This window comes from Gemmatimonadales bacterium (assembly GCA_036265815.1).
In the GTDB taxonomy this organism is placed as follows: domain Bacteria; phylum Gemmatimonadota; class Gemmatimonadetes; order Gemmatimonadales; family GWC2-71-9; genus CAVVWJ01.
This window is the reverse complement of the sequence record DATAOI010000033.1, coordinates 50,484-73,390: the sequence shown is the minus strand read 5'-3', so window position 1 is coordinate 73,390 and position 22,907 is coordinate 50,484. Positions and strand designations below refer to the sequence as shown.

17 protein-coding genes are annotated in these 22,907 nt (G+C 68.7%); 13 read left to right on the top strand and 4 right to left on the bottom strand.

Going from position 1 to position 22,907, the window contains the following annotated elements; genetic code table 11:
• The 4 genes from VHR41_07145 to VHR41_07130 all read left to right on the top strand — a co-directional run.
• Positions 1-1,656 (top strand): AsmA-like C-terminal region-containing protein (locus VHR41_07145; protein ID HEX3233956.1); only part of this gene is annotated, 1,656 nt, incomplete at its 5' end.
• Positions 1,657-1,727: 71 nt separating this feature from the next.
• Entirely contained in the window at positions 1,728-2,240 is a 513-nt protein-coding gene (locus tag VHR41_07140; protein HEX3233955.1) for a hypothetical protein, read from the top strand.
• 69 nt (positions 2,241-2,309) lie between these two features.
• Positions 2,310-4,961 (top strand): DUF5916 domain-containing protein, encoded by a 2,652-nt coding sequence (locus VHR41_07135; protein HEX3233954.1) that lies wholly within the window; start codon positions 2,310-2,312, stop codon positions 4,959-4,961.
• 72 nt (positions 4,962-5,033) lie between these two features.
• Positions 5,034-6,212 (top strand): MFS transporter, encoded by a 1,179-nt coding sequence (locus VHR41_07130; protein ID HEX3233953.1) that lies wholly within the window; start codon positions 5,034-5,036, stop codon positions 6,210-6,212.
• A gap of 15 nt (positions 6,213-6,227) precedes the next feature.
• Here the strand turns inward: VHR41_07130 and VHR41_07125 are convergent, their stop codons facing one another.
• Both VHR41_07125 and VHR41_07120 read right to left on the bottom strand, forming a co-directional pair.
• Positions 6,228-6,920, bottom strand: coding sequence for an HAD family hydrolase (locus tag VHR41_07125; GenBank protein HEX3233952.1), 693 nt, complete (start codon positions 6,918-6,920; stop codon positions 6,228-6,230).
• A gap of 9 nt (positions 6,921-6,929) precedes the next feature.
• Positions 6,930-7,475 (bottom strand): SgcJ/EcaC family oxidoreductase, encoded by a 546-nt coding sequence (locus VHR41_07120; protein HEX3233951.1) that lies wholly within the window; start codon positions 7,473-7,475, stop codon positions 6,930-6,932.
• 582 nt (positions 7,476-8,057) lie between these two features.
• Between VHR41_07120 and VHR41_07115 the strand changes: the two genes are divergently transcribed.
• Positions 8,058-9,608 carry an MFS transporter gene (locus tag VHR41_07115; GenBank protein ID HEX3233950.1) on the top strand — a complete coding sequence of 517 codons (1,551 nt, stop codon included), beginning with the start codon at positions 8,058-8,060 and terminating at the stop codon, positions 9,606-9,608.
• A 19-nt stretch (positions 9,609-9,627) separates the two neighbouring features.
• On the opposite strand, the gene VHR41_07110 is transcribed toward VHR41_07115, so the two are convergent.
• Both VHR41_07110 and VHR41_07105 read right to left on the bottom strand, forming a co-directional pair.
• A complete protein-coding gene (locus tag VHR41_07110; GenBank protein HEX3233949.1) occupies positions 9,628-11,076 on the bottom strand; it encodes an MATE family efflux transporter in 1,449 nt (482 codons plus the stop codon).
• Positions 11,077-11,120: 44 nt separating this feature from the next.
• Positions 11,121-12,473 (bottom strand): DUF5995 family protein, encoded by a 1,353-nt coding sequence (locus VHR41_07105; GenBank protein ID HEX3233948.1) that lies wholly within the window; start codon positions 12,471-12,473, stop codon positions 11,121-11,123.
• A 322-nt stretch (positions 12,474-12,795) separates the two neighbouring features.
• Here VHR41_07105 and VHR41_07100 point away from each other — a divergent pair, with 322 nt between their 5' ends.
• The 8 genes from VHR41_07100 (at position 12,796) to VHR41_07065 (ending at position 22,852) form a co-directional block, all read left to right on the top strand.
• Entirely contained in the window at positions 12,796-13,914 is a 1,119-nt protein-coding gene (locus VHR41_07100; GenBank protein HEX3233947.1) for an MFS transporter, read from the top strand.
• A gap of 126 nt (positions 13,915-14,040) precedes the next feature.
• Positions 14,041-15,549: a Xaa-Pro aminopeptidase gene (locus VHR41_07095; protein ID HEX3233946.1), complete on the top strand. Its 1,509-nt coding sequence runs from the start codon at positions 14,041-14,043 to the stop codon at positions 15,547-15,549.
• Positions 15,550-15,655: 106 nt separating this feature from the next.
• Positions 15,656-17,443 (top strand): PAS domain S-box protein, encoded by a 1,788-nt coding sequence (locus VHR41_07090; protein HEX3233945.1) that lies wholly within the window; start codon positions 15,656-15,658, stop codon positions 17,441-17,443.
• Positions 17,440-18,075, top strand: coding sequence for a response regulator transcription factor (locus VHR41_07085; protein ID HEX3233944.1), 636 nt, complete (start codon positions 17,440-17,442; stop codon positions 18,073-18,075). Before VHR41_07090 ends, VHR41_07085 begins: the two co-directional genes overlap by 4 nt.
• 170 nt (positions 18,076-18,245) lie before the next feature.
• Positions 18,246-19,115: a class I SAM-dependent methyltransferase gene (locus VHR41_07080; protein HEX3233943.1), complete on the top strand. Its 870-nt coding sequence runs from the start codon at positions 18,246-18,248 to the stop codon at positions 19,113-19,115.
• A 63-nt stretch (positions 19,116-19,178) separates the two neighbouring features.
• On the top strand, positions 19,179-19,925 hold the full coding sequence (locus VHR41_07075) for a hypothetical protein (GenBank protein ID HEX3233942.1): 747 nt from the start codon (positions 19,179-19,181) through the stop codon (positions 19,923-19,925).
• A gap of 118 nt (positions 19,926-20,043) precedes the next feature.
• Positions 20,044-20,349: a hypothetical protein gene (locus VHR41_07070; protein ID HEX3233941.1), complete on the top strand. Its 306-nt coding sequence runs from the start codon at positions 20,044-20,046 to the stop codon at positions 20,347-20,349.
• Entirely contained in the window at positions 20,297-22,852 is a 2,556-nt protein-coding gene (locus tag VHR41_07065) for a family 20 glycosylhydrolase (GenBank protein ID HEX3233940.1), read from the top strand. Before VHR41_07070 ends, VHR41_07065 begins: the two co-directional genes overlap by 53 nt.
• Positions 22,853-22,907: the final 55 nt, after the last annotated feature.

The following is a 22,907-nucleotide window of genomic DNA, read 5'->3' as shown; positions in this document are numbered from 1 at the left end:
CGGTTCCACCTGGTGATCGGGCGGAATCCGGTCGACGCGACGATGGTGCTGAGGACTCCCGTGTCCGACCCCGACGTGGACGCGCGGGTGCGCGGCAAGGTCGACCTCGCCGACGTCCGTCGCACCCTCAAGCTCGAGGGGATCGACCAGCTCGCCGGCACGGTTGCGGCGGATGCCGCGGTGCGCACCCGGATGTCGTTCATCGACAAGAAGCAGTACGACAGGGTCGGGGCGAGCGGAACGCTGGACGTCGGCAATCTCACCGTCAAAGGCAAGGACCTGCCGCATCCGCTCGCCATCGAGCAGGCGTCCCTCCAGCTCGCGCCCCAGCGGGCGGAGCTCCGCTCGTTCAAGGGCAGCCTCGGCAGCAGCGACGTCCAGGCCTCGGGCACGCTGGAGAACCTGCTCGCCTTCGTGATGCGGGACGACACGCTCCGCGGGACGGCGACGATGCGGAGCAATCGGTTCGATCTCAACGAATGGAAGTCCGGCGAGGGCGACCTGCAGATCATCCCGGTGCCGCCCAAGATCGATTTCGGGCTGGTCGCCACCGTGGGGGAGCTGACCTACGGCAAGCTCAAGATGAACAACGCTCACGGCCGGCTCCGGGTGAAGGACCAGCGCGTCACGCTGGAAGATTTCCAGATGAGCACGCTGGGAGGAACCATAGGCGTGTCCGGCTTCTACGAGACGACCAACCTGGCCAAGCCGACGTTCGACGTCGGACTCAAGATGACGAAGGTGGATATCCCGTCAGCCTTCCAGGCGTTTACCACCGTACAGACGCTGGCTCCGGTCGCCAAGTATGCCGTGGGAGAGATGTCCACTGATCTGCGGGTGACCGGCGCCCTGGCCAAGAACATGATGCCGCTGTTTCCCGGGCTCAGCGGCGGCGGGACGGTCCAGACGACGAATCTGGATCTGAAGGACTTTCCACCGCTGGAGAAGGTGGTCGACGTGACCAAGCTCAAGCTCCTGGACAATCCGGGGCTCGATGCCATTCGCGCGGCGTTCCAGATCCGGGAGGGCCGGCTCTTCGTGCAGCCGTTCGAGGTGAAGCTGGGGCAGACCACGATGAACGTGAGCGGTTCCAACGGGCTGGATCAGTCGCTGCGCTACACTCTGGGTCTGCGGGTGCCCCGCGCCGAGCTGGGCGGCGGGGCCAATCAGGCCATCGGGGGCCTGCTGTCGAAGGCCGGGAAGGCCGGCCTCGATCTCACGGCCGCGCCGGAGATTCCGCTCGCCATCCAGCTCGGCGGCACGGTGACGAGTCCCACCGTGGGGGTCGACCTGAGCAGTCTCGGGTCATCGGTGAAGGCCGGCGCGGAGCAGGCGGCGCGCGCGGCGGTGACGCAGAAGGTAGACACCGCGGCGGCGCGCCTGGTCCGGGAAGCCGAGCAGCGCGCCGCCGTCATTCGCCAGCAGGCCGAGTCGCTGGCGGTCAGGGTGAAGCGCCAGGGCTATCAGCAGGCCGACTCGCTGACCGCCCGGGCCACCAATCCACTTCTCAAGGCCGCCGCCAAGCCAGCGGCCGACGCGCTCCGGAAGCAGACGGATGAGAAGGCCGCCGGCATCGTCAGCGAAGCAGGCCGACGCGCCGATAGCCTGGTGGCTGCGGCCCGCCGGCAGGCGAACCAGGGCGCGCCGGACAAGTAGGCACCCAGTCCGGGAGGCGAGCATGATCGGCGATCGAGGGGAGGGCGAAAGTCAGGATCTTGTCGGGTGCCGTGGTCGCGCTGGCACTTATGGCGCAGGCCACGGGCTTCCGCCGCGAGACCCTGGCGATCGCGTTGCTGCTGATGGCCGTGGCGCTCTTCATCGGCGTCGCAACTTTCGTCCGAGGCGTGGCGATCAACTATGAGGATGCGCGCTGGGTCGCGGGAATGAATCTGTTGCGGCAGGCCTACCTGCAGATGATTCCGGAGCTGGAGCCGTATTTCGTGACAGGCCATGGGCCCGAGGGGGACCGGCAATCCCTTGCCTACGGCTCGCGCCAGCGTCTCGCCACGCTGGTCAACAGCCTGACGACCACGTCAGGCGTGGTTGCAGCCCTAAACTCTGTCCTTGCGGGCTCGATGGCGAGCGACATCGCCGCGCTCCTCGGTGGCGGCCTGTCGCTCGAGATCCCGCTCGGCGCCGCGATCTCGCTGGCGTCTGCCCTGATGCATGTCCGGCACGCGGGCCGCTTCCGACAGACCCATGGGTGGCCGGGCGCACCCTCCGCTGGAACCCGCGCCTGAACCCTGCGTAGTGTAGGTCATAATCCCTCACTCGTCCGTCACTGCCCCCGGCCGGGAGGCCATCCCTCGGTGAGACGGCTCTCCAGCCCGACCCTCCTCGCCGTCCTCGCGCTGGCCGCCTGCACGCGGCTCGCCGCCCAGGTGCCCGACACACTCGCCTCCATCGCCGCCGGCCGCCTCACCGGCAGCATCCAGCTCGACGGCTCGCCAGACGAGGCGGCGTGGGCCGAGGCGGCTCCCGCCACCCCGCTCACCCAGCGGGATCCCGATGAAGGCGCGGCTCCCAGCGAGCAGACCGAGATCCGAGTCCTGCTCAGCGGCGACGCTCTCTATATCGCTGCCCGGCTCCACGACCGGGACCCTGCGCGCGTCCGGGCCCTCCTCACCCGGCGGGATGCCACCAGCGAGAGCGACCGATTCACGGTGGAGCTGGACTCGCGCTTCGACCGGCTCACCGCGTTCGTCTTCGAGGTGAATCCGCGCGGAGTGCGCCGGGACGGCATCCTGCAGCCGGACGGCACCGTGGACTACTCACCCGATCCGGTCTGGGAGGCCGCGGTCCGGGAGGACACGACCGGCTGGTCGGCGGAGATCCGGATTCCGCTCTCGCAACTCCGGTTCAACCGTGGGGGCGACAGTTGGGGCGTGCAGTTCATCCGCTTCATTCAGCGGCGTGGTGAGGAGGACGTCTTCGCTTTCGTCCCCAAGACCGAGCACGCCAGCGTGAGCCGCTTCGGCCGGCTCACCGGGCTCGCGGACCTCCCGGCGCTACGGCACGCCGAGGTGGCGCCGTACGTGACCGGGCGAGGGGAGTACACCCATCCCGAGGCCGGCGATCCCTTCCACGACGGCAGCGATTACTTCACCAACGCGGGCGCCGATCTCCGGCTCGGCGTCGGAGGCAACCTCGCGCTCGATGCGACGGTCAACCCCGATTTCGGTCAGGTGGAGGTGGACCCGGCCATCGTGAATCTGTCCGCCAACGAGACCTTCTTCGACGAGAAGCGGCCGTTCTTCCTCGAGGGCGCGAGCCTGTTCTCCTTTGCCCAGGTCAACGCCTTCAGCGTCGCGGGATTTCCCGGCGTCTTCAACTCGCGCCGCGTCGGCCGGCCGCCGCAGCGAAGCCTGGAAGACGACGACCCGGCGTTCAGCGACGCGCCGGTGGTGAGCCGGATACCCGCGGCGCTCAAGCTTACCGGCAAGTCGGCCCGCGGGTGGTCGGTGGCCCTGCTCGACGCGGTGACCCGGGAGGAGCAGGGCCGTTTCGTCGACAGCCTGGGGGCCAGCCACCGGGTCCCGCTGGAGCCGCTCTCCAACTACTTCGTGGGCCGCCTCCGCCGTGAATCGGCCGACGGCAACCGCGCGATCGGAGGGCTGTTCACATCGGTGGACCGCCGGCTCGACGATTCCGCCCTGGCCGGGCTGCTGCGCTCCTCGGCGTACCTGGCGGGGGTGGACGTGAACCGCTATTGGGCGAATCAGGGCTGGGCCTTCGACGCATTCGTGACCGGCAGCCTGGTCCGCGGCGATCCGGCGGCGATCACCCGCACCCAGCGCTCCTCGGCCCGTTACTACCAGCGCCCCGACGCGGAGCGGCTGTCACTCGACTCCACCCGGACGTCGCTGGCTGGCTACAACTGGGTGGCGGCCCTGACCAAGCTTTCGGGCCAGTGGCTGGGCAGTGTGACACTGCAGGACAAGAGCCCGGGCTACGAGACCAACGACGCGGGCTTCGAGGTCTACACCAACCGGCGCGCGGTGGCCACCGACATGGGGTATGCGGAGTACCGACCCGGCCGGCTGTTCCGCAACTACGAGGCGCACCTCTTCAGCGTCAACGAGTGGGATTACGACTGGAACCGGATCACTTTCGACCTCGGTCTCAAGCAGGTCGCCCGGTTTCGGAACTTCTGGCAGGCGACGCTCACCACCCATCTCTACCCGGCCACCAGCGACGACCATCTCACCCGCGGCGGGCCATTGACTCGCGCACCCGCCGCCCGACAGGTCACCCTGCAGCTCGACTCGGACCGCCGGCACCGGCACACGTTGGGCATCGGCGTGGATTACTTCTGGAACACGGCGCAGACGCACACCCTGGTGTTTACGCCGTCGATCACGCTCAACCCCAGGTCCAACCTCCAGGTCGCGCTGACGCCGAGCCTCGTCTTCGACCACGAGGCTGCACAGTACGTGCAGACCGAGACCGATCCGACCGCCACGGCCACCTTCGGGGGCCGCTATGTCTTCGCGGAACTCCGGCAGACGCAGCTCGCGTTCGAGACTCGGGTCAACTGGACCTTCACCCCGACGCTGAGTCTCCAGCTGTACGCGCAGCCGCTCCTGTCGGCCAACGGGTTCCGAGACTACAAGGAGCTGCGAGCACCGAAAACCTACGACTTCGCGGTGTACGGGCGCGACCGGGGCACCATCGCGCCGGACGGGAGCGGGGGATTCACTGTCGACCCAGATGGAGCGGCCGCGGCCGCGCCGTTCACCATCGACGACCAGAGCTTCAACTTCCGGTCCCTGCGGGCCAATCTCGTGCTTCGCTGGGAGTATCGTCCGGGGTCGACCCTGTTTCTGGTCTGGCAGCAGAGCCGGAGCAACCAAGTGGATGGGGTGGGAGATTTCGATTTCGGACGGGACTTCAAGGGACTCCGGGCCACGCCGGCGGACAACCTGCTCGCGGTGAAGTTGAGCTACTGGCTCGGGTTGTAGCGGTCGTGCCGGGCGCGGTCAAAACGGGGAGCTCGGGATGACGGCCCCCCCGTCCCCCGCTACTTTCGACCGATGCCGACGTCCACTCCCCGGTCAATCCCACTCGTCAGCCGCCCCCTCGCGCTCTATTTCGTTGCCGCCTTCGGCGCGATGGTGAGCTTCTACCTGCTGCTCTCGGTCGTGCCGCTCTACGCCACCGCTATCGGTACCAACGGCGTCGGCGCCGGGCTCACCACCGGCGCGCTCATGTTCGCGACCGTGGCCGCCGAGCTCGCCATGCCGGCCCTGCTGGCCAGGTTCGGCTATCGAGGCATGCTGTCGGCGGGCCTGGTGCTGCTCGGCGCGCCCGCGCTGGCGCTCTCGTTGTCCGCGAGTCTGCCCGCGATCCTGGCGATCTCCCTGGTCCGCGGCATCGGCCTGGCCGTTGCGGTCGTCGCGGGCAGCTCTCTCGTTGCCACGCTGGCGCCGGATGAGCGGCGGAGCGAAGCACTCGGGCTTCTCGGCGTCGTCGTAGGGATCCCGGCCGTCGTGGCCCTGCCGCTCGGTGTGTGGCTCGCGCAGCACATCGGATTTCCGCCCGTCTTCGTCGCGGCAGCGGTGGCGGCGCTGGGATGTCTGGTCGTGATGCCAGCCATGCCGGGCCGAACCAACCACGCGGTCGCGCCAGTCGGCGTGCTGGACGGGCTGAGGATGGCGGGCCAGGTGCGGCCCGTGATGGTGTTCCTGCTGACCGCGATGGGTGCTGGGATTGTCGTGACTTTCCTGCCGCTCGCGACCCGGACATCGGGCGGACTCGCCGCGCCGGCGCTCTTTGCCAATGCCGTGTGCAGCACACTCGCCCGCTGGTGGGCGGGCCGCTATGGGAGCCGGCATGGCCAGTCGGGTCTGCTGGTCGCCGGTGTCGTCGCGTGCGCGGTGGGCATGCTCGCGCTGGCATTGGGTGCGAGGCCGGTGCCGGTGGTGGCCGGCGCCGTGCTCCTCGGACTCGGCTTCGGCATAGCGCAGAACGCCAGCCTGACACTCATGTTCGAGCGCGTATCGCTCTCCGGCTACGATATGGTCAGCGCGGTGTGGAACCTGTCCTACGACGCGGGGCTGGGACTCGGTGCGACGGGGTTCGGCGTGCTCGCCGCCCGGGCCGGGTATCCGGGGGCGTTCGGGGCGGCGGGCCTCCTGATGCTGCTGGCGCTCGCGCCGGTCTGGCTAGATCGGAGGTGGCTGGTGCCGGCCGAGGACGCGCGCGGTGGCTGACTCGGTGGACTGCGCTCAGTCTTCGGTCCGTACGCCCAGCTCGTCGAGATGCTGCAGGAGATCGCCCGGGTCCTGGTAGACGCGGTACGCTCCGCCGCGGATCAGCTCGTCTTCTCCATATCCGCCGGAGAGCAGGCCCACGCCGAGCGCACGCGCCCGCCGGGCGGCCAGCAGGTCCCACACGCTGTCACCCACGACCACGCAGCTCTCGATCGATACACCGAGCCGGTTGGCGGCGGTGAGGAACAGGTCCGGATCCGGCTTGGCATGCAGCACCTGGTCTCGGGTGACCAGCGGGACCTCTCCGGCCACGCCCAGCATCTCCAGGGCCGGACGGGCACTCTCCAGCCAGCCACTGGTGGCGATGGCCCATCGCACTCCGGCGCGGGTCAGGTGCTCGAGCAGCTCGCGCGCGCCGGGGAGCGGGCGCACCTGGCCCACCAATTTTGCGTACGCTTCGGCATGACGCTGGCGAAGGCGGCCGGTCTGGTCGCTGGTGACCGGCAAACCGGTCTCACGCAGCAGCGCGTTCACCAGCAGCCCGCCGCTCATCCCGATCCGCCGGTGGATGCGCCACACCGCAAGTGAGATCCCTTCGCACTCCAGGGCCTCGCGCCAGGCGAGGACATGCTGGTAGACGCTGTCGACCAGAGTGCCGTCGAGGTCGAAAACGAACGCGGGGGTGGGTGCCTCCTCGGCGGATGCCATCCTGGTGCGCTACATCGACCCGGTCACTTCGGAGCTGTTCATGTCCGACAGCACCTTCCACTGGCCGCCCACCTTCTTCCACACCGTCACGTAATTCCCGTGGTCCTCGATCTTCTTCCCCTTGGGCCCGGTGAACGAGAGTTGGTAGGTCCCGCGCTCGGCCGCGAGATCGCCCGCGTCGGCGACGGTGATGGTGCTCGGCTCGAAGGTGAGCTTGAAGTCTTTGGTGGTCCGCAGCATCTCACCAGTGCCCTTGCGGACCTCGTCCGGCCCCTTCATCGCCTTGCTGTTGGGTGGCATCTCCCAGCCATCCTCGGCGAACAGGGCCGCCATACCCGAGGTGTCCTTGGCCGCGAACATCGCGACCCATTTCCTGCCGAGCTCTCGAATTGCCTGCTCCTCCGCCTGCTTGTCCACCTTGGCCGCACCGGCCATCGCGGTGTCCCGCACCCCGCTGGTGTCGCGGGCCATGGCCGCGGTTCGGGGCTGATTGCACGCGGCTGAGGTAAAGGCGAGTGCCAAGAGTGTGACTGCCGGTCCGATGCTCGTGCGCATGGCTCCTCCAATGAGACTGTTGTGGAGACTGTTGTGCAGTGCGAAGCTAATGGGCGGTCACACCGGAGCAAGGTTGCCGGGCTCGCGGTGTTAGTGTGGAAATGTGTTCAATGTGCGCCTCTGTGGAAGAAAAAGTCGGCTCTTGCGCGTTCGCGAAGCGTTTTTTATAATGTCGCCCCCGGTCGAGAGCTGATCACTTCGACCGGAAGTGGCGAAGCCAATCGCGTGCTTCGCCCACGCCGCAGGGGCGCCGCGGCGTGCCGAGCAGGAGGTTGATCCGCGATTCAGCCGGACCTGCAGCGCTCGCATTGATGAACCAGAGGGCCGCAAGCCCACTGGGGATGGAAGCCGGAGCTCCCGAGGCTACACCGTAAACGCGTCAGTTATGCGGTCGCCGAAGGAAGAAGAACGGAGAAGGCAATTCTCCGACTCCGGGTAATCAATGCGTAGGCGGCCCGCGTCTCCCTTCGGGGAGCGCGGGCCGCCTTATTTCCCGGCCATGAGCCGGTCATCGAGCCCGGGCTCCTGACCCAGTGCCCGCGGGGTTCCGCCTCCTGCCCCAGTGAACTATCCTGCCTCCCCGTGGGACCCTCACAGCCGAACCCGACCCTCGACGATGCCGCGCAACACCGCGGGCTCCGCGCCTACCAGGCAGACGGCGTCTGCTCCCAGGTCCGCGACGCGCTCCTGAGCGGACCGTTGCTGGTGGGGTACGCCCTCCTCCTCGGCGCCTCCAACACTCAGGTCGGTCTGCTCGCGGCTCTGGGTCCGGCCACTCAGATACTGCAGCTCCCCACCGTCGCACTCATCGAGCGCTCCCGCCGGCGGAAGGCCATCTGCTTGTGGGCGGCGCTAGTGGGCCGCACGACCGCACTGGGCCTGCTGGTGCTGCCCTGGGCCGTCCCTACCGGGGCCCGGGTGCCGGGCCTCTTCGGGATTCTGCTCGTCATGGCGGCGTTCGGCACAGTCTCGGGCGCGGCGTGGAACCCCTGGATGCGCGACTTCCTCCCGGAAGAGCGGCGCAACCGGGTGGTGGCCCGCCGGATGGCGATCGCGACCGCGATCGGCGCACCGCTGGCCCTCGGCGCCGGCATCGCGATCGACCGGCTCCGTGTGGCCTCCGGCACGCCCGCCGCCGCGTACGTCATGGTGCTGGGGGTCGGGGTGCTGGCGGGGCTCGCCGGTCTCATTCCGCTCGGCCGGATCCCCGAGCCGGGCATGGCGCCCGCCAGACGTCGCCCCTGGCGCGACGTGGTCCGTGCCCCCTTCCGCCATCCGGAGTTCCGGGCGCTGGTCGCCTTCCTGGCCACCTGGACGTTCGCGACCAACCTGTCCGCTCCGTTCTTCACGGTTTACCTGCTCCGGCGTCTGGGCCTCCCCATGGCCGCCGTGCTCGCGGCCACGGTGCTGAGCCAGGTCACTACGGTGCTGGTGCTCCGCGCGTGGGGGGCCGTGGCGGACCGCTTCCAGACGCTCACGGTACTCCGGGTCTCCTGCGCCGGATTTCTCCTGAGTGTGGCCGGCTGGCCGATCGCGGGGATGCTGCACACGCCGTGGCTGGTGCTCGTGGTCATCGGGGTGATCCACCTGCTGGCCGGCCTCACCACGGCCGGCGTGACCCTCACCACCAGCACGGTCGCGATGGAGCTCGCCCCGCGGGGCGAGGCGGCGGGCTACCTCGCCACCAACGCGCTGATCTCGGGCGCGGCGGCCGCGCTCGCGCCGGTGATTGCCGGGGTCGGCGCCGACTGGCTGGAGACCCAGCGGCTCTCCCTCACTCTGGCGTGGACCTCGACCCTGGGGCCCGGCCGGAGCCTGGCGCTCCGGCCGCTCGACCTCCACGGGCTGGATTTCCTGTTCGTCGCCACCGTCCTCGCAGGGCTGTACGCCGTCCACCGGATCCTGGCCGTAGTCGAGTCGGCACAGGCCGACCGGCGGGTGATCGTCGCGGCGCTGGTCGAGGAGATCCGGGGCCAGATGCCCCAGCCGCTCCGCGCGCTCACCACCGTGCCCGGGATACGCGAGGCCGTCTACTTCCCGCTCTCCGTACTGGGTGCGCTGCTGCCGGAGCGCCGCGCCCGGGGCCGCGGGACCGGACCGGCAGCGGAGCCGTCAGCCGAGCCATCAGCCTGACGGTTGGCGCCGCGCGGGCTCACACCACCCGCGTCTTCCATGTCCCTCGTCGAAACACCCACGCGCTCGCCACGGCAAGCAGCGAAAATGCCGCCATCATCGCCCAGAACACCCCGGTGGGGCCGAGCCCGCCAGGCCCCGCGAGCCCCCAAGCGAGTGGGATCTCGAACAGCCAGAAGCAGCAGAGGTTGAGCCAGGTCGGGGTCCAGGTATCGCCCGCGCCGTTGAACGACTGGGTCAGCACCATTCCGTAGGCGTAGAGCGGGAATCCCAGCGCCACGATCCGGAGGCAGCGCACGGCGAAGCCGGTCACCACGGGATCCGCGGTGAAGCCCCGCAGAATCAGCGATGCCGCAGCGAAGAACACGATACCGACGACCGAGAGGAACACGGCGTTGTACCCTCCCGCGCGCCACACCGCCGCCTCCGCCCGGTCGGGCTTCCGGGCGCCGAGCCCCTGGCCCACCATGGTAGCTGCGGCATTGCTGAGACCCCACGAGGGCAACAGGGCGAAGATGATGAGCCGGATGGCGATGGTGTAGCCCGCGAGCGCGGCGCTCCCGTAGCTGGCCAGGATCCGGACCAGCCCGATCCAGCTCGCCATCCCGATCAGGCTCTGGATCGACGCGGAGGACCCGAGGCGGAGGATCTGCGCCATCATGCCGAAGTCGAGGGTGACGTGCCGTCGGCTGGCCGGCACCCGGCTCCCGTGGCGGAAGAGCCGCACCACGGCGTAGAGCGCGCCGACGGAGCGGCCGGTGGTCGTGGCGATGGCGGCACCGGTGACCCCGAGCCTGGGGAACGGGCCCACGCCGAAGATGAGCAGCGGCCCCAGCACGATGTTGATGGTGTTGGCCAGCCAGAGCACCCGCATCGCGATGGCCGCGTCTCCGGCCCCGCGGAACACGGCGTTCACCACGAACAGGACGATGATCGCCGCTTCGCCGCCCAGCATGATGGTGATGTAGCCGCGGCCCACGGCCATCACGCCGGGCGAGGCGCCCATGAGCGCCAGGAGCCGCGGCGCGAGCAGCGCGCCGGCGGTGCCCAGCACGATCGATACGATGAGCGCCAGGGCGAGGGCCTGGACCGCGGCGCGGGCCGCCTCCTCCGGGTTCTTCTCCCCGATGCGCCGCGCCACCACCGCCGTCGCCCCGATGCCGAGGCCCATGGCGAGCGCGTAGACCAGCGAGAGCAGGGATTCGGTGAGGCCCACCGTGGCTACGGCATCGGGGCCCAGATGGGAGACCCAGAAGATGTCCGCCACCGCGAAGACGCTCTCCAGCGCCATCTCCAGTACCATCGGGATGGCCAGGAGCAGGATGGCCCGGCCGATCGGGCCTTCGGTGAAGTCGTGGTGCAGCTCGCCCCGGACCGATTCCTTGACCACAGTCCACAGGTCGAGCGCTTCCGCGGCCGCGGGCGCGGCCGGGCGGGGAGGTTCGAGGCGTTTGGCAGGCTCACTCATCCGGAAAAATTATCACCGGCCGGGCGGCCGGCGGAGCCCCCCGATTACGGCCGCACCCGATCGATCGATTCCCGTGCCTCCGCCCATTCGCAGGTGAGCAGCGACTGGATGTGGTGGCCGTTCTGCAGCACCTCGTACTCGCCGATCCAGCTCGCCCCCAGGAGGGGAATGAAGTAGGTCGCGCGCTCGCCGCCCTCGCGCACCTCGGCAGGGTGCGCCTTCTCCCGGTTGAAGAGGAAGCGCACCGGGCCGAACCGCTCGCTCGATCGCACGCACACCTGAGTGCCGTCCGGACTCAGGATGTACTCCTCGCGGAGGAGGTAAAGCGTCATCCCAAACGCGCTGATGCGCACCAGATTGGTCGCCACCCCCGCCTCGTTCTGGTCGGGGTAGCCGACGATGGTGGACGTGATCCGGGCTCGGCGGAGCAGACCCATCAGCAGCGCCATGCCGATCACCAGGACCCGATTCTGGAATCCGAGGCGGGCGGACCAGAACCTGGGCCAACCGGTCACCCGAAAGGTGAAGCTGCCAGTCCAGTTTCCGACGCCGGTGCTGTAGTAGGTCTGATTTGGCAGAAGCCGCGCGGGCCAGGAGGCCGAGTATGGCTCGGGCCTGGGCCAGCGGCGTCCCAGCGAGATCGCCGCGTCCAGCGCCCGGATCAAGAAGCGCAGGGACCAGGCGCGCGGCCGGAAGAGGAGTTGAAGGAACTGCCGGGGACTCTGCTCGATCGCCTCCCGGGCGCGCTCTCGTTCCGCGGGGTCTCCGAGCCGGACCGCGTTGTACCACGCCATGCCCCGGCTGACCCGGATTCCGTAGCTGGTGAGAACGTCGATGTCTTTCCGTCCCAGCCGATCCAGCCAGCGGAGCCAGGGGTTATAGCGGGCGGTGACCGAATCGATGATGGGATCGATCGCGGAGGTGAGTATATCGTTCACCCGGTGATAGTCGCTGATCCGCGTGGCGGCGTGGTCAGGAGACTGGAATCCGGCATCCAGCAGGGCATACGGAAGATCATGCACGATGTGACCGGTCATTCCGGCGGCCATGTCCTCCACCACTGAGGTGGCGCGGTCGTTGATCTCCTCGAAGATCCTTCGCCAGGCCAGACCGGGATCCTGGTTCCGATCGAAGCTGTCCAGGGCCGTGAAGTAGCGGGCCGCAAACGACTCGGCCAGGACCACGACCCACTCGACCTCGCTCCATTCCTTCGTCGCCAGCTCCCGGCCGAGGATGGCGGTCATCAGAGCATAGGTGTGGGTGAAGACGCAGCGGGAGTCCCGCGCGTCCTCGTAGCGGCTGGCGTAGCGCTGCAACTTGCCCGAGAGCTGGAGCAGCCGATCGGCAGGGCTCACCTGGACCGGACCGGCGGGAGGTGCGGCAGAGACGGTGGTCACGGCGGCACTCGGCGATTGCGGGGGTGCCTCAAAGGTGGGGCTCCGGCACTCGCTTGGATAGGCCTCCTGCTACTGTGACCCCGCCTACTGGCTCTGGTTCCTCGGCTGCCGCAGAATTAGAACGATGAGCTGCACAGCGTTGGTGACGGGTTGCGCGGCGGCGTGAGCCTCGAACGGAGCACCCTCGCGAAGGTGACGCGGCGGCTGCTGCCGTTCCTCTTCATTCTCTATATCGTGTGCTTCCTGGATCGGGTGAACCTGGGGTTCGCCGCGCTCCAGATGAACCACGACCTGGGCTTCGGTCCCGCCGTCTATGGGTTCGGTGCCGGAGTCTTTTTTCGTGGGCTACATCCTCTTCGAGGTGCCGAGCAACCTCGCCCTGGCACGGGTGGGCGCCCGCATATGGATCGCGCGGATCATGATCACCTGGGGGCTCGTGGCCTGCGCCATGATGCTCATCCGGGGGCCGCTGAGCCTGTATGCCCTTCGGTTCCTGCTGGGCGCGGCCGAGGCGGGGTTCTTCCCCGGAGTCATCTATTACCTCAGCCGGTGGTATCCGGCTACCGAGCGGGCACGGGCTGTCGCGCGATTCATGGTCGCGATCCCGCTCTCAGGCGTGGTGGGTGGCCCGATCTCGGGTGCGCTGCTAGGGCTCAACGGGCGGCTCGGCCTTGCCGGCTGGCAATGGCTGTTTCTTCTCGAGGGGTTGCCCGCGGTCCTGCTCGGCTTCGTGGTATTGGCGTACCTGACCGACCGGCCGGACGAGGCGGCATGGCTCACGCCGGCGGAGCGCGCCTGGCTCAGCAGTCATCTGAGCGGGGAGCGCGAGCAGTGCGAGCGCCGCCACGGCCTGAGCGTGCTCCAGGCACTCTCGAACGGCACCGTGTGGCAGCTGGGCATCCTGCTTCTGCTCTGCAATGCGTTCGGGGTCTACGTGCTGGGTCTCTGGCTGCCGCAGATCGTGCGGGAGATTTCCGGGCTGGGCGATTTCGCGGTGGGAGTCGTCTCGGCGGTTCCCAACCTCGTGGCAGCGGTCGCCATGGTGCTGGTCGGGAGCCACTCGGATCGAAGCGGCGAGCGCCTCCTTCACATCGCGGGATCGGCCGCCGCCGCAGGATTCGGCTTCCTCGCGAGTGCCTACCTGCACTCCCCGGTGCTGGTGGTGCTCGCGCTCTCGGTGGCAGCGGCAGGGTTGCTCAGCTCCCATGGCCCGTTCTGGCCGCTCCCGTCGACTTTTCTCAGCGGTCCGGCCGCGGCGGGCGGGATAGCCCTGATCGTCTCGGTGGCCAACCTGGGTGGCTTTGCCGGTCCCTACGTGATGGGCCTCCTCAAGCGCTCCAGCGGCAACTTCCAGAGCGGACTCCTGGTATTGGGGCTGGTATCGCTGGCGGGAGCAGCGCTGGCGATGCGGCTCCGCCGAGCCCCGAGGCTGGGGAGCTAGGGTACGCGGCGGAACCGGAGCGGACCGTGGACTTGTGCGCGGCGGCAGAATCCTGCACACTAGCCACAGCGTAGGGTTCCGGTCCGCCGCCACCCACAGTCGCAAGATGCTCCCTCGGAGGTCGTCGTGCACCCATGGCCCACCCTTCGGCGCCTAGTGCTCCTTTCCGGGCTCCTGGCGCCGATTGCCCTTCCTTCGTCTGCCCGTGCCCAGGCGGCCCTGAGCGAGTACGCTGTCCGGCGCGACGCGCTGGCCGCCGGGATCGACTCCGGGGTCGTCATCGCCTTTGGCGGCGTCGCGCCGGTCAACTACTGGCCCACCTTCTACCAGGTGCCGGGCTTCTATTACCTGACCGGCTTCAGCGAGACCGACGCCGTCCTGGTGCTGGTGAAGCGCCCAGGGGCGGTCAGCACGAGGCTCTACGTCCCGACCCTCAGCGCCACGCAGGAGCGCTGGATCGGTGCGCGCACGCACGTCGCCGATCTCCAGGCGAAGGTCGGCATCGAGGGCCGGGAGATCGCCCAGCTCCGCCCGAGCATCGACTCACTCGCGGACAGCGGGCTCCCCTTCTACATCGTCGCCGACGCTCAGACTGGCGACTACGCGCCCAAGGACTCGCTCACGCGCGGCAACCGCTTCCTGGCCGATGCACGGGCGAGGCATCCCTGGCTGGTCATGCAGCCGCTCGACCTGGCCCTCAGCCGGCTGCGGGCCAGGAAGAGTGCGGCGGAGATCGCGCTGCTGCGCCGGGCGGCGCAGATCAGCGCGCGGGCGCACCGGGAAGCCATGAAGGCCACGGCGCCCGGCTGCGGAGAGAACGAGATCCAGGCGCTGCTCGACGGCACTTTCCGGCGGCTGGGCGGGGACCGGCCGGGGTACGGCAGCATCGTCGGATCGGGGCCGAACGCCACGGTGCTGCATTACATGGAAGACAACCGGGTCATGCGCGACGGCGAGCTGCTGCTGATCGACGCCGCCACCTCGTTCGAGCATTACTCGGCCGACGTGACCCGTACGCTGCCGGTGAACGGCCGGTTCACTCCGGAGCAGCGCGAGGTGTACCAGATCGTCCGTGATGCCCAGGAGGCCTTCGTCCGCCAGATCAAGCCCGGCGTATCTGTCGGTGTAGCGAACGATTCCGGCAAGGCGGTGGTGACCAAGGGACTGATGGGCCTCGGCCTGATCGAGTCCGCCACCGCGACGTTCGATCCGCCAGAGGGGCTGAAGTGCCCTCCGGCCGGCTGTCCCCAGCTTGCGCTCTACGCTCTCCACGGCTTCGGTGGCCACGGCATCGGGCTGGAGGTGCACGATCCGGCGCAGTACTACGAGGGACGAAACCTGTTCCGAGCCGGCGACGTCTTCACCGTCGAGCCGGGCCTCTACGTCAGCCCGGACCTGCTGGCCAGCCTGCCCGATACGCCGAAGAACCGGGGCATGCTGGCGAAGGTCCGCCCCGCGGTCGAGAAGTACAAGAACATGGGTGTGCGCATCGAGGACGACTACGCGTTGACCGACACCGGTCTCGAGTGGCTCTCGTCCGGCGCGCCGCGGGAGATCAACGAAGTGGAGGCGCTCATGCGCCAGCGGGAGCCCGAGCTCCCGGGCGGCGGGACGTGCGGGCGGCCGCGGACCTGAGCCGCCGGCGAGCCTGTAGTCCTCCGTCTGATTGAGGCCATCCTGGTTTTTGCGCATCATGCGGCCTGGGAAACAGCTATCACCCAAGGAGCCCCGTCGAGCATCCATGAGCCTTCCGCTGTCCGTTCCGATCGAGTCGGTCGCGGCCGTCCTGGATCTGGTACCTCTCGGGCTCGCCGTCCTGAGCGCGGAGGGCCGGGTCCGCTGGGCCAATCCGGAATTCGCGCGCCTCACGGGCCAGGGCCGTGAGGCGTGCCTCGATCGCCGGTTCCAGGATCTCATTCAGATGACCGGACAACCGGATGAGCTTCCGGGCGAGGCGTGGTGTCGGGGCCCGGACGGAAGCGCCATTCTGGTCGAGATCTCCGGCGGGCCGCTGGCCGAGGGGGAGCGGGGCGACTCCTACCGCCTCCTCCGGGACATCACCCACCGGCGGCAGGCCGAAACCGAGCACTCGAACGCGCTCTCGACCCTGCAAGCGACCCTCGAATCGACTGCAGACGGCATCCTGGTGGTCGACCGGCAGGGTCGCATCGTCAGCTACAATCGCCGCTTTCTAGAGCTGTGGCGGATTCCCGAGCGGCTGACCGCCAGCGGCCAGGACGCCGACCTGCTGGGGTTCGTGCTGGACCAGGTCCAGGACCGCCAGGCGTTCGCTGCCCGGGTCGAGGCACTCTACGCTGCGCCCGAAGAGTCCAGCTACGACGAGATCCGGTTCCGTGACGGCAGGGTGTTCGAGCGGTATTCCCAGCCGCAGCGCATCGGTGGGGACGCGGTGGGTCGGGTCTGGAGCTTCCGCAACGTCACCGAGTCCCGCCGGGCGCAGGCAGCCCTGCAGTTCTCCGAGGACAAATTCGCCAAGGCGTTCCGGAGCTCGCCCCTGCGGGTGAGCATCAGCACGCTCGCCGAGGGCCGGTTCATCGAAGTGAACGACACTTTTCTCCGGGACCACGGCTTCACCCGCGAGCAGGTGATCGGCCGCACCTCACCCGACCTGGGGCTGTGGAGCGACCCCGCGCAACGGCGCCGCCTGGTCGCCGCGGTCCGCCGGGACGGCATGGTGCGGGACTACGAGTTCGCCGGCCAGCTGCGAGACGGCCGCATTCAGACCACGTCGATCTCGGCGGAGGTGATTCAGGTCGGCGGCGAGGCGTGCCTCCTGGCGGTGGCCACCGACATCACCGAGCGCAAGGACGCGGAGGAGAAGGCGCGCCGCTCGCGGGCCGAGCTGCGAGCCCTGGCCGCGCGGCTGCTGTTGGTCCGGGAGGAGGAGCGCACCAGGATTGCCCGGGAGATCCACGACGAGCTGGGCCAGGCCCTCACCGGCCTCAAGCTCGACCTGGCGTGGCTCCAGCCCCGGATCGACGACCGCGGCGAGCTGTCCGAATGGGTGCGTTCGATCATCCAGCGGGTTGACTCCACGATGGAGTCGGTCCGGCGGATCGCCACCGACCTCCGCCCCAGCATCCTCGACCACCTCGGCCTGGTGGCCGCGATCGAATGGCAGGCCCAGGAGTTCGAGCGGCGCACCGGAGTGACGGCGTCGGTCCGGACGAACACTCCCGACGTCGCGGTCGATGAAGTCCGGGCCACCGCCGTCTTCCGGATGCTGCAGGAGACCCTGACCAACGTCGCCCGTCACGCCCGCGCCACCCGGGTAGACATCGAGCTCACCGTCGGCAACCTCGACCTGGCGCTCGACGTCCGGGACAACGGCCGGGGCATCACGCCGGCGGAGATCGCGGGCGGCCGCTCGCTCGGCCTGGTGGGTCTCCGCGAGCGGGCCATCGCCTGCGGCGGCCTGGTCTCCATCCGGGGCACACCGGGGCAGGGGACCCACGTGGCGGTGCGGGTGCCCCTGCCGGGTCATTCCCTTCCGGGATGGGTGCCATGATCCGGCTCCTCATTGCCGACGATCATCCGGTGGTGCGGCAGGGACTTCGCCGCATCGTGGCCGAGCACCCGGGCATCGAGGTCGTGGGCGAGGCCGTGAACGGGGACGAGGTGCTCGCCTCACTCCCGCGGGTGCCGGCCGACGTGGTGCTGCTGGACATCGCCATGCCCGGGCCAGGATTTCTTCAGGTGCTGCAGCGTTTGAGGGCCGATCATCCGACCGTGGCGGTGCTGGTCCTGAGCGTGCACCCCGAGGATCAGTATGCCGTGCGCGCGCTGCGCAGCGGGGCGGCGGGGTATCTCACCAAGGACCATTCTCCCGAGCAACTGATCGAGGCGATCCGGAAAGTCCACCGCGGCGGCCGGTACGTGAGTCCGACCCTGGCCGAACGGCTCGCCGCGGACCTGGCCACCACCGGGACCCAGGAGGTGCGGCACGAGCTGCTCTCGCACCGGGAGTATGAAGTGCTCTGCCTGCTCGGGTCGGGCCGCACCGTGAAGGAGATCTCCGCCGAGCTGCGCCTCAGTCCCAAGACCATCAGTACCTATCGCGCCCGACTGCTGGAGAAAATGCAGGCCACCAGCAACGCCGATCTAGTGCGGTACGCCGCCCAGCATGGACTCATCCGTTAGCGTCACCGTCGTTCGCGTCACCGTCGCGCCTCTGTAGGACCCCCACCGACAGAATCTTCAGCCGCAAGACGCCCGGCCCTTCGGTTTCGCGCCGATGGGCCGGCTCCGTTCCGCTCCGTAGCTTGCACCCGTCCGATACACGGATGGGCGTACTCGCAAGGAGGAGTCCGATGCATCTGCAGGAGATCGACGCCGCCCTGACCACCACGACGCCCGGCGATTACCTGCTGGGACACTCGGCCCTGGAGCAACGGCGTCTGGCGGAGCAGGCAGTGATCCTGCAACCGATGACGGCGCGACTGCTCGACGACGCGGGCATGCGGCGCGGCATGCGGGTGCTCGACGTCGGCTGCGGCGTCGGAGACGTGACCTGCCTGGTGGCGGACATGGCGGGACCGGAAGGCGAGGTGGTCGGACTGGACTTCGCCTGCAGCGTGCTGTCCACCGCCCGGAGCCGGGCGGCGTCCCGCGGTCTCGCCTGGGCGCGCTTCGTCGAGGGCAACGTGGCCGAGGTGTCGCTCGAGGAGCTGGGCTCGACCCAGTTCGACGCCGTGGTGGGGCGCCTGGTGCTCATGTACCAGCCCGATCCGGCGGCGGTGTTGCGCCATCTCTCCAGCATGGTGCGGCCGGGAGGTGTGGTGGCCTTCCTCGAGGGTGTCGGATTGCCGCCGCTCAGCCGGCCGTATCGGCCGCTCTATGTCGGCTTGATGGGCCGGCTCCTGGCCACCTTCGAGCTGAGCGGCGCCAGGGTCGATATGGGCTTGTGCCTCCACCAGGCGTTCGTGCAGGCCGGCTTGCCCGAACCGGAGGTGCGCCTCGAGGGGATGGTCATCGCGGGGCCTGACGCGCCGGGGTTTCGCTGGCTCACGGAACTGGTCCGGAGCACGCTTCCGGCGATGGAGCGCCTCGGGGTCGCGACCGCCGAGGAGATCGAGATCGACACGTTGGCGGACCGGCTGGCTCGCGAAGCGATCGCTTCGCCGGGGGCCGTCTGCGGCTTTGGGCTCGGCGGGGCGTGGGTTCGGACACCGTCAGCCTGATAGCGCCGCAGATCACTTAACCTGAAAGAGGCAAATCAAATGCGAAGAATTGGAAGTCTCGGCATGCTCGCGCTCCTCGGCTTGGCCGCGGGCTGCGACAGCAGCAACGGCAGCGACGTGGAGGTCGGGCCGATCGCGACCGTCGTCACTGCCACCGGCGAGATCACACCCAAGGTCGCCGAATATCGCACGCTCCTGGGCGAGCCGAAGAACGGCGGCGCCGTGGGTCCGCAGGCCGCCGGCCGCCGCGAGATCGGCTGGGATGGGGTTCCCGCAAACTTCAACAACGGCAACAACCTGTTCCCGGGCGACTTCTTCAACACCATCACCAAGCTGGGAGCCATCTTCACCACGCCCGGAACCGGATTCCGGAACGACAGCACACGCTTCACCGGCGTCAACCCCGGGTATGGCGATCAGTTCAACTTCTTCAGCGCGAACAAGATCTTCGCCGCGGTGGGGAGCAACCTCATCGACGTCACCTTCCGGGTGCCGGGCACCACGACGGCCGCCCTGGTGAGCGGCTTCGGCGCCGTGTTCTCCGACGTCGACACGCCGGCTGCGAGCCATCTCGACTACTACGGGGCAGACGGCAGGCTGCTGGGTCACTACGACGCGCCGGTTCGAAGCGACGCCGGTGGTCTGTCCTTCCTCGGCGTGAAATACGACTCGATCGCGGTGGCGCGGGTGCGGATCACCCTGGGCCAGGGCGCAATGGGCGCTGGGATCAATGACGTGAGCGCGGGCGGCAGCCTCGATCTGGTGGCGCTCGATGACTTCCTCTATGGCGAGCCGCAGCCGGCGCAATGAGCTGGCCCGAGCGACGATCGACTCACACGACCACACACGCAAGGGAAGGACAGCTGAACCCGAACGACCCTCGATACTGCGTTGCCTCCGCTCTACTGCTGGCCATCGTTGCGAGTGCGTGCTCCGACGCCGGATCGACTCCGGCGCCGGTGGCCCGCGAGCTGATCGTGACGGCGAAGGAGTTCGCCGGCTGGCTCCCGGGAAGACGGTGGAGGACCTGCTGGCATGGCTCGGAGGGCCGCGGAAGACTCCCCAACCTGGCGAGCCGGCTGGCGGCACCACCGCGATCGCGCCCGGCCGAGTGAACTACCTCACTGCCGATTTTGCGCCGGGCCAGTACGTGATGCTCTGCTTCGTCCCGGACCAGGCCGATGGCCGGCCGCACATGGCGCACGGGATGGTGCGGGAGCTGCGGGTGCGGTAGGCCGACGCGTCTTCATCCGGGCACCTCCGTCGCCCCTCGCTCCCTCTGTCATGCCGAGCGGAGCGAGGGATCGTGGGGACGAAGCCAGCCAGCCCAGTTATCGTTACCCATGACCTCTCACCGGCGCGCTCGTCTGGCGGTGCCACTCTTGCTCCTACTCACCTCTGCCGCGTGCGCCGGCGGGATAGCCCCGACCACTCTCCCAGCTCCGGCCCCCGAGCGCTATCCGATCATCCCGGCGCCACGCCACCTGCAAGCCCTTCCGGGGGAGTTCAGGCTGGACCGCAGCACTCGAATCATGCTTTCCGATCCGGCGAGTCCCGAGCTCCGCGCGCTTGCCGAGCTTCTGGCGGCTCCCCTTCGGGCGGCCTCCGGGCTCCCGGTTCCGGTATCTCATCAAGCGGCCGACGGCCACGCACCCCAGGCGATCGCGATCCGGCTGATCCAGGGTGCACCGTCCGCCGTGCCGGAGAGCTACCGACTGGTGGTCACCGAACGCGGAGCGATGCTCTCAGCACCGGCCTCGGCGGGTCTCGTACGCGGGCTGGAGACCCTGCGCCAGCTCCTCCCCCCTGAGATCGAGCGAGCGAAACCGTCCCTGTCGACAGCTCCCTCCCGCTGGGCGATCCCCGCCGTCGAGATCGATGACGCCCCCCGCTTCGCCTATCGCGGGTTCCTCCTGGACGTAGCGCGGTGGTACTACCCGCCCGAATGGATCGAGAAGGTCATCGACCTCCTCGCGCTCTACAAGCTCAACACCCTGCACCTGCACCTGACCGACGATCAGGGATGGCGCCTCGAGATCAAGAAGTACCCGCTCCTCACCCAGGTCGGCGGCTGGCGGAAGGAGACCATCCTGGGACAGCACTTCGACCCGTACATCGGGGATGGCAGGCCGCATGGCGGCTTTTACACCCAGCAGCAGATGCGTGGGATCGTGGCGTACGCCGCGGCCCGCCGCATCACGATCATCCCCGAGATCGAAATGCCGGGTCACGCGCGCGCCGCGCTGGCCGCCTACCCCGAGTTGTCCTGCACCGGAGGGCCGTTTGGGGTGTCGACCAGATGGGGCGTGCACCAGGACATCTTCTGTCCCAGCGAGCGGACGTTTGCCTTTCTGCAGGACGTCCTCACCGAAGTGATGCAACTCTTCCCCAGCAAGTACATCCACATCGGTGGCGACGAAGCGCCGAAGGATCGGTGGAAGGCGAGCCCGGTGGCGCAGGAGGTGATCCGCCGTAAGGGACTTGCCGGCGAGGAAGGGCTGCAGAGTTACTTCGTCCGCCGCATCGAAGGTTTCCTCCTGGCCCATGGCCGCCGACTGATCGGCTGGGACGAAATCCTGGAGGGCGGACTCGCCCCCGAGGCGACCGTGATGTCGTGGCGAGGGGTCCTCGGAGGAGTCGAGGCGGCTCGGCAGGGACATGACGTCATCATGACCCCGAGCGACCACGCTTATTTCGACTACTATCAGGGAGACCCCACGACCGAACCGCTGGCCATCGGTGGCTACCTGCCGCTGGACAGCGTGTACGCGTTCGAGCCGGTCCCGAACGAGCTGACGCCGGAGCAGTCGGCTCACGTCATCGGTGGCCAGGGAAGCCTGTGGACAGAGTACATCCCCACGCCGTCCCAGGCGGAGTACATGATCCTGCCGCGGCTTCTCGCGCTTTCGGAGGTCCTCTGGTCGCCCAGGGAGGCGCGGAATTGGAGCCGGTTCGTCACCCGCCTTCCCGCGCACTTCACGCGGATGGATGACCTGGGTGTGGGGTACCGCGTGCCCGAGCCGGGCGGCCTGGGGTGGCAACGCCGTGTGCTGGAGGACCGTATCCGGGTGCCCATCACGTCGCCTGTGCCCGGCGGGGTCGTGCGATACACGACCGATGGTTCCGAGCCGACGGAACTCTCGCCGCGGTACACCGATCCGCTCGACATACGCCTCTCCCGGAGCCCGGTAATCGTGAGTGCCCGGGAGTTCCTGCCAAGCGGACGCGGAAGCCCCGTCGCACGAGCACACATCACCCGGGCGATGTGGCATGAGGCAGTCGCACTGCGCCCGGACAGCCTGAGGCCGGGCCTGGCTTACGAGTACTTCGAAGGGACGTTCAAGTCGGTCGATGACGTCGACCAGGGCGACCCGCTCCGAGTGGGTTCCGTTCCGTTCGTAGAGCTCCGTGGCGACGAGCGGCCAGAGGAATATGGCCTTCGCCTGTCAGGATTCCTCTGCGTGCCTCGCGACGCGCTCTATACCTTCTACCTTTCCTCCGACGACAGGGCCAGGCTTCGAATCGACAGCGACCTGGTCGTGGACCGCAACGGGCAGCAGCGCGAGGGCGAAACCCAGGGGGAGATCGCGCTCAGGGAGGGGTGCCACGCCATGGAGGTGGGGTTCTATCAGGCGAGCGGGGGCGCTGCACTCACCCTGGAGGTCTCCAGCCCGGACTCAACCAAGGGACCGGTGCCCCGGGAGTGGTATTTCCATTTGGAGGATGAGAAGCCCTGACGCACACGAGCCCCAGGCAGGATGCCCGGGGCTCGTGGCTAACCGGACTGCGGAG

What these genes read in the sequence shown, in the direction of transcription:
- VHR41_07065 (HEX3233940.1), top strand. Translation starts at nt 20,297, where the DNA reads ATGGCCGGCCGCACATGGCGCACGGGATGGTGCGGGAGCTGCGGGTGC.
- VHR41_07130 (HEX3233953.1), top strand. Translation starts at nt 5,034, where the DNA reads ATGCCGACGTCCACTCCCCGGTCAATCCCACTCGTCAGCCGCCCCCTC.
- VHR41_07075 (HEX3233942.1), top strand. Translation starts at nt 19,179, where the DNA reads ATGCTCGCGCTCCTCGGCTTGGCCGCGGGCTGCGACAGCAGCAACGGC.
- VHR41_07085 (HEX3233944.1), top strand. Translation starts at nt 17,440, where the DNA reads ATGATCCGGCTCCTCATTGCCGACGATCATCCGGTGGTGCGGCAGGGA.
- VHR41_07080 (HEX3233943.1), top strand. Translation starts at nt 18,246, where the DNA reads ATGCATCTGCAGGAGATCGACGCCGCCCTGACCACCACGACGCCCGGC.
- VHR41_07125 (HEX3233952.1), bottom strand. Translation starts at nt 6,920, where the DNA reads ATGGCATCCGCCGAGGAGGCACCCACCCCCGCGTTCGTTTTCGACCTC.
- VHR41_07090 (HEX3233945.1), top strand. Translation starts at nt 15,656, where the DNA reads ATGAGCCTTCCGCTGTCCGTTCCGATCGAGTCGGTCGCGGCCGTCCTG.
- VHR41_07110 (HEX3233949.1), bottom strand. Translation starts at nt 11,076, where the DNA reads ATGAGTGAGCCTGCCAAACGCCTCGAACCTCCCCGCCCGGCCGCGCCC.
- VHR41_07120 (HEX3233951.1), bottom strand. Translation starts at nt 7,475, where the DNA reads ATGCGCACGAGCATCGGACCGGCAGTCACACTCTTGGCACTCGCCTTT.